This is a genomic window from Intestinibacter sp. (genome assembly GCF_022780145.1).
GTDB lineage: Bacteria > Bacillota > Clostridia > Peptostreptococcales > Peptostreptococcaceae > Intestinibacter.
This window is the reverse complement of record NZ_JALEXO010000336.1, coordinates 1-5,016: the sequence shown is the minus strand read 5'-3', so window position 1 is coordinate 5,016 and position 5,016 is coordinate 1. Positions and strand designations below refer to the sequence as shown.

The following is a 5,016-nucleotide window of genomic DNA, read 5'->3' as shown; positions in this document are numbered from 1 at the left end:
AATTAAAATATACAAAATTGTCGTGATGAAAAATATTATAATTATGCAAAAAATTAATATTATATATTCTTTTTCAACAAATAAAGTGCTAGAATAATATGGTAAATAATTTGGTAAAAATATTAGGAGATGATTTAAATTATGGGTAATTATAATGTATATCTTCCAAGCTATTCAGTAGGAACTGACTGCTACAAAGAGATACCAAAGGTAGCACGTAGATTTGGAAACAAGGTGGTAGTAATAGGAGGAAGAACTGCTATAGAAAAATCTAAACAAGCAATCATAGATGGTGTAGCAGGCTCTAATGTAGAAATAATAGATTTTATAGTATATGGTAATGACGCTACTTACGAAAATGCAGACAAATTAATAGCAGATGAAAGAGTAAAAAATGCTGATATAGTATTTGCTGTAGGTGGAGGTCGTGCTGTAGATACTTGTAAGGTTGTTGCAGATAAACTAGACAAACCTATATTTACTTTCCCAACATTAGGTTCAAACTGTGCTTCAGTAACTGCAATATGCGTTATGTACAATGAAGATCACACATTTAATAGCTATTATTACTTAGATGGTCCAGCAGATCATACTTTTATAAATACTAAGATAATAGCTGAATCACCAGAGGATTTATTATGGGCTGGTATAGGTGATGCTCTATCAAAAGAATGTGAAGCTGTTTATTCTTCACAAGGAGTTGAACTACCTCATACACCATTAATGGGTCTAGGAGTAAGTACTGTTTGTACAAGTCCACTTGTTAAATACGGTAAAAAAGCACTAGAAGATTGTAAAAAGAACCAAGATTCTTATGAATTAGAACAAGTAGCTCTTGATATAATCGTAAGTACAGGTATAGTTTCTAACTTAACTACTACAGAAAACGACTACTACTACAACAGTTCATTAGCTCATGCATTCTACAATGGAGCTACTCTAGTAGAAGGAATCAGAGGATTACACGGTGAAATAGTTTCATTCGGTGTTTTAGCTCTACTTACTTGTGCAGGAGAAATAGAAAAGAGAAACGAAATAGCTCAATTTAACAAGGAATTGGGACTACCAGTTTGTCTAGCTGATTTAGGAATAGATAAGAGTGGTATACAAACAATAGTTGACAAGGCTGTTACTTTAGTTGAATGGAAAGCTATAAAGGACAGAGTAACAAAAGAAATGTTCGCAAAAGCTATATCTGATTGCGATGACTATGGAATGAGTTTAAAATAATTTATTTATAACTTGAATATATTTGACTATTAGAAGAGACACTAAAATATATTTGTTTTGGCGTCTCTTTTTTAATGTAATAAATCGTGCATATTTATTGTATAACAGACTTAAATTATATTAGATAAACTATGTTAATATTGGGTACATAAATAAATCTTATTATAAAAAATATAAAAGATCGTGTATTAAATGAGTTAAATGAAATAATTTAAATAGGAGAATAGAAATGAAAGAAAAATTAGCGAGATTTATGCAGGGAAGATATGGAAATGATCAATTGAATAACTTTTTGATGAAGACGTTTTTAGTAGAATTTATATTGTATTTTCTATTAAGAGGTGTGAGTAGAGGCTTATCTACTTTGATGTATTATTTGGGATTTGCTACTATAATTTATGTATATTACAGATTACTTTCTAGAAATATATATAAAAGGGCTTCTGAAAACCAAGCTTTTTTAAATAAAACAGCGAATATAAGAAATAAAATAAACAGCCAAAAATCTATAATTAAGCAGAGAAAAACTCATCGTATATACAAATGTCCTACATGTAAGCAAAAGGTCAGAGTTCCAAAGGGCAAGGGTAAAATAAGTATCCACTGCCCAAAATGTGATACTTATTTTATAAAAAGGAGCTAGAGGATGTTTGGATATGTTCTTATAAATAAGGAGGAGCTTAAGTTTAAAGAATACGATGTATATAGGTCGTACTACTGTGGTATGTGTCAGGTTTTAAAAAAGAGAAGTGGAAATCTTGCACAGATTACCTTAAACTATGATATGATATTTTTGCAGCTTTTACTTACGAGCCTTTATGAGCCAGAGACGAAGCTAGAAGTATTTAGATGTAAGCTTCATCCTTTTAAGAAAACTATTAAAAGGACGAATCAAATTACTGATTATATAGCCGATATAAATTTGTTTTTAGCGTATTTGAAGTGTGTGGATGATTGGAAGGATGAAAAAAAAGTCAGTAGGAAGCTATATTCATTTTTAATCGGCAGAAAAATAAACAAAATAAGAAGGCTTTACCCTGAAAAAACCGATAAACTAGAAAATATACTAAATGCTTCACGTGAATACGAAGCGAAAAAGGAATATGATATAGATAAAATAGCGGCTTATTCAGGGGAGCTGATGGCTGAGATTTTTTTATATAGAGAAGACGAGTGGAGAGAAGCTCTGTATAAGATGGGCTTTTTCCTCGGAAAATATATATACCTTATAGACGCATATGAGGATGTAGAGAAGGATGTAAAAAAGGGGAATTACAATCCTTTTACAGAGATATATAAAAACGAAAATTTTGACGACTTTGTTCAAAAAATTTTAACTATGATGATTTCAGAATGTGCTAGGGAGTTTGAAAATTTACCTATTATTGAAGATGTGGATATTTTGAGAAATATTTTATATTCTGGCGTTTGGTCAAAATATAAAGCAGTTAGAAACAAGAGAGAAAAATTAGAGGAGGAAGAAAATGACTGATCCTTATCAGGTTTTAGGAGTATCTAGAGATGCTTCAAAGGAAGAAATAAAAAAAGTATATAGAAAATTAAGCAAAAAATATCATCCAGATGCTAACATAAATAATCCAAATAAAGATCAATACGAAGAAAAATTCAAAGAAATACAACAGGCGTATCAAGTTATTATGAAGGAAAAAAACGGTGGACCTTCTTACCAAGATAGCTATGGAAGCTATTCAAATAATTCAGGAGGCTATGGAAATTCAGGCTATGGTGGAGGATATAACAGTCAGGATTTCGGTGGATTCGATTGGTTTGGTGGATTTGGGTTTGAAGGAAATCAACAGCAGCAGAGGGGATATAATCCGAATTTTGAAAAAGAGGAAGATGTACATTTGAGAGCAGCACTTAATTATTTTAACAATGGATATTACAATGAGGCCAGAAATGTACTTGATGGTATAGAAAATAGAACATCTAAATGGTATTACTACAGTGCAAATGTAAACTACAAATTAGGTAATAATATTAAGGCACTAGAAGAAGCGAATAGAGCGCTTCAAATGGAACCAAACAATCTACAATATCAAAGATTAGTAGATATGCTCGAACATGGAGGTACGTGGTATACTAACCAACAGACGACATATGGATATCCAGATGGAGGTTTTAATAGCTTATGTATACAATGCTGTATGTGGAATCTTATGTGTAATTGTTGCTTAAATTCATGTATGTGTCATTAAGATTTTAGATTTTTAAATAGATAAATTCACAATTAATAGGAGGCAACAAAGTGGGCAAAATAATAGGGATTGACTTAGGAACAACAAATTCATGTGTTGCTGTTATGGAGGGCGGTTCACCTACTATTATATCAAATGCTGAAGGGTTTAGAACTACACCATCTATAGTAGCTTTTACAAAGGATAATGAGAGGTTAGTAGGCGATACAGCTAAGAGACAGAGCGTTACAAACGCAGATAGAACAATTTCATCTATAAAAAGACATATGGGTACAAATTATACTGTAAATATAGACGGCAAAAAATGGACACCAGAGGAAATATCAGCGATGATTTTGCAAAAATTAAAAAAAGATGCTGAAAGCTATCTAGGAGAAAGTGTCACTGAAGCAGTAATAACTGTTCCTGCGTATTTTAACGATTCACAGAGAAAGGCTACTAGCGATGCAGGCAAGATAGCGGGGCTTGAAGTAAAACGTATAATAAATGAACCTACAGCTGCAGCATTATCTTATGGCCTCGACAATGAGAGCGACCAAAAGATAATGGTTTACGACTTAGGAGGAGGAACATTTGACGTATCTATAATAGAAATAGGAGACGGTATTATCGAGGTAATGGCGACTTGTGGAGATAATCATCTAGGTGGAGATGATTTTGATAAAAAAATAGCTGATTACTTAATTGAAGAATTTAAAAAGTCAGAAAAAATAGATTTATCAAAGGATATAGTAGCTCTACAAAGGGTTAGAGAAGAAGCTGAAAAAGCTAAAAAAGAGCTTTCAACAGCAGTTACAACTAATATAAACCTACCATTTATAGCTGTTGGAAAAGACGGTCCAAAGCATATGAATATAGATTTGAGTAGAGCAAAATTTGATGAACTTACTTACGATTTAGTTGAAAAGACAGTTATACCAGTTAAAAATGCGCTAAGCGATGCAGGAATATCGACTAGTGAATTGAGCAAGGTTTTACTAGTTGGAGGCTCAACTAGAATTAAGGCTGTTCAAGACAAGGTTAAAGAAATAATAGGCAAAGAACCTAGTAAAAATTTAAATCCAGATGAATGTGTGGCATTAGGGGCTGCTATTCAAGGTGGAAAGCTTGCAGGCGATCCAGGTTTAAATGAGGTACTACTACTAGATGTAACTCCATTATCTCTGTCTATAGAAACTATGGGAGGAGTGTCTACAAGGCTAATAGAGAGAAATTCAACTATACCTACAAAATACAGTCAAATATTTACTACTGCGGCTAATTTCCAAACATCTGTAGATATAAAGGTTTTACAGGGTGAGAGAAGATTTGCCAAGGATAACAAGGTAATAGGAGAATTTAAATTAAAGGGAATTAAAAGAGCTCCAAGAGGTGTTCCTCAAATCGAGGTTACTTTTGAAATAGATGCCAATGGTATATTAAATGTTTCTGCTAAGGACCTTAAAACAGGAAACAGCCAAAGTATAACGATAACAGCAAGCTCTAATTTATCTGATGAAGATATAGAAAAAGCGATAAGAGATGCTCAATCATATGCATCTGAAGACAATAAGAGAAAAGAATATAT

The 5,016-nt window shown here is 32.4% G+C and carries 5 protein-coding genes; all 5 read left to right on the top strand.

What is annotated here, in order from left to right:
- Positions 1-141: 141 nt before the first annotated feature.
- Complete coding sequence (locus tag MR593_RS12700; protein WP_290693617.1) at positions 142-1,230, top strand: iron-containing alcohol dehydrogenase family protein; 1,089 nt, start codon at positions 142-144, stop codon at positions 1,228-1,230.
- Positions 1,231-1,459: 229 nt separating this feature from the next.
- Complete coding sequence (locus MR593_RS12695) at positions 1,460-1,873, top strand: hypothetical protein (RefSeq protein WP_290693614.1); 414 nt, start codon at positions 1,460-1,462, stop codon at positions 1,871-1,873.
- 3 nt (positions 1,874-1,876) lie between these two features.
- Positions 1,877-2,722, top strand: a complete 846-nt coding sequence (locus MR593_RS12690; RefSeq protein ID WP_290693611.1) for a DUF5685 family protein — start codon at positions 1,877-1,879, stop codon at positions 2,720-2,722.
- The gene (locus MR593_RS12685) at positions 2,715-3,449 is read left to right on the top strand and encodes a DnaJ domain-containing protein (protein ID WP_290693608.1); all 735 of its coding nucleotides are present in this window, start codon (positions 2,715-2,717) and stop codon (positions 3,447-3,449) included. The genes MR593_RS12690 and MR593_RS12685 overlap by 8 nt, the downstream gene beginning before the upstream one ends.
- A 50-nt stretch (positions 3,450-3,499) precedes the next feature.
- Positions 3,500-5,016 (top strand): molecular chaperone DnaK (gene dnaK, locus MR593_RS12680; protein ID WP_290693604.1); only part of this gene is annotated, 1,517 nt, incomplete at its 3' end.

Excerpts from the sequence above, each read along its gene's own strand:
- MR593_RS12700 (WP_290693617.1), top strand. The coding sequence starts at position 142 with ATGGGTAATTATAATGTATATCTTCCAAGCTATTCAGTAGGAACTGAC.
- MR593_RS12695 (WP_290693614.1), top strand. The coding sequence starts at position 1,460 with ATGAAAGAAAAATTAGCGAGATTTATGCAGGGAAGATATGGAAATGAT.
- MR593_RS12690 (WP_290693611.1), top strand. The coding sequence starts at position 1,877 with ATGTTTGGATATGTTCTTATAAATAAGGAGGAGCTTAAGTTTAAAGAA.
- MR593_RS12685 (WP_290693608.1), top strand. The coding sequence starts at position 2,715 with ATGACTGATCCTTATCAGGTTTTAGGAGTATCTAGAGATGCTTCAAAG.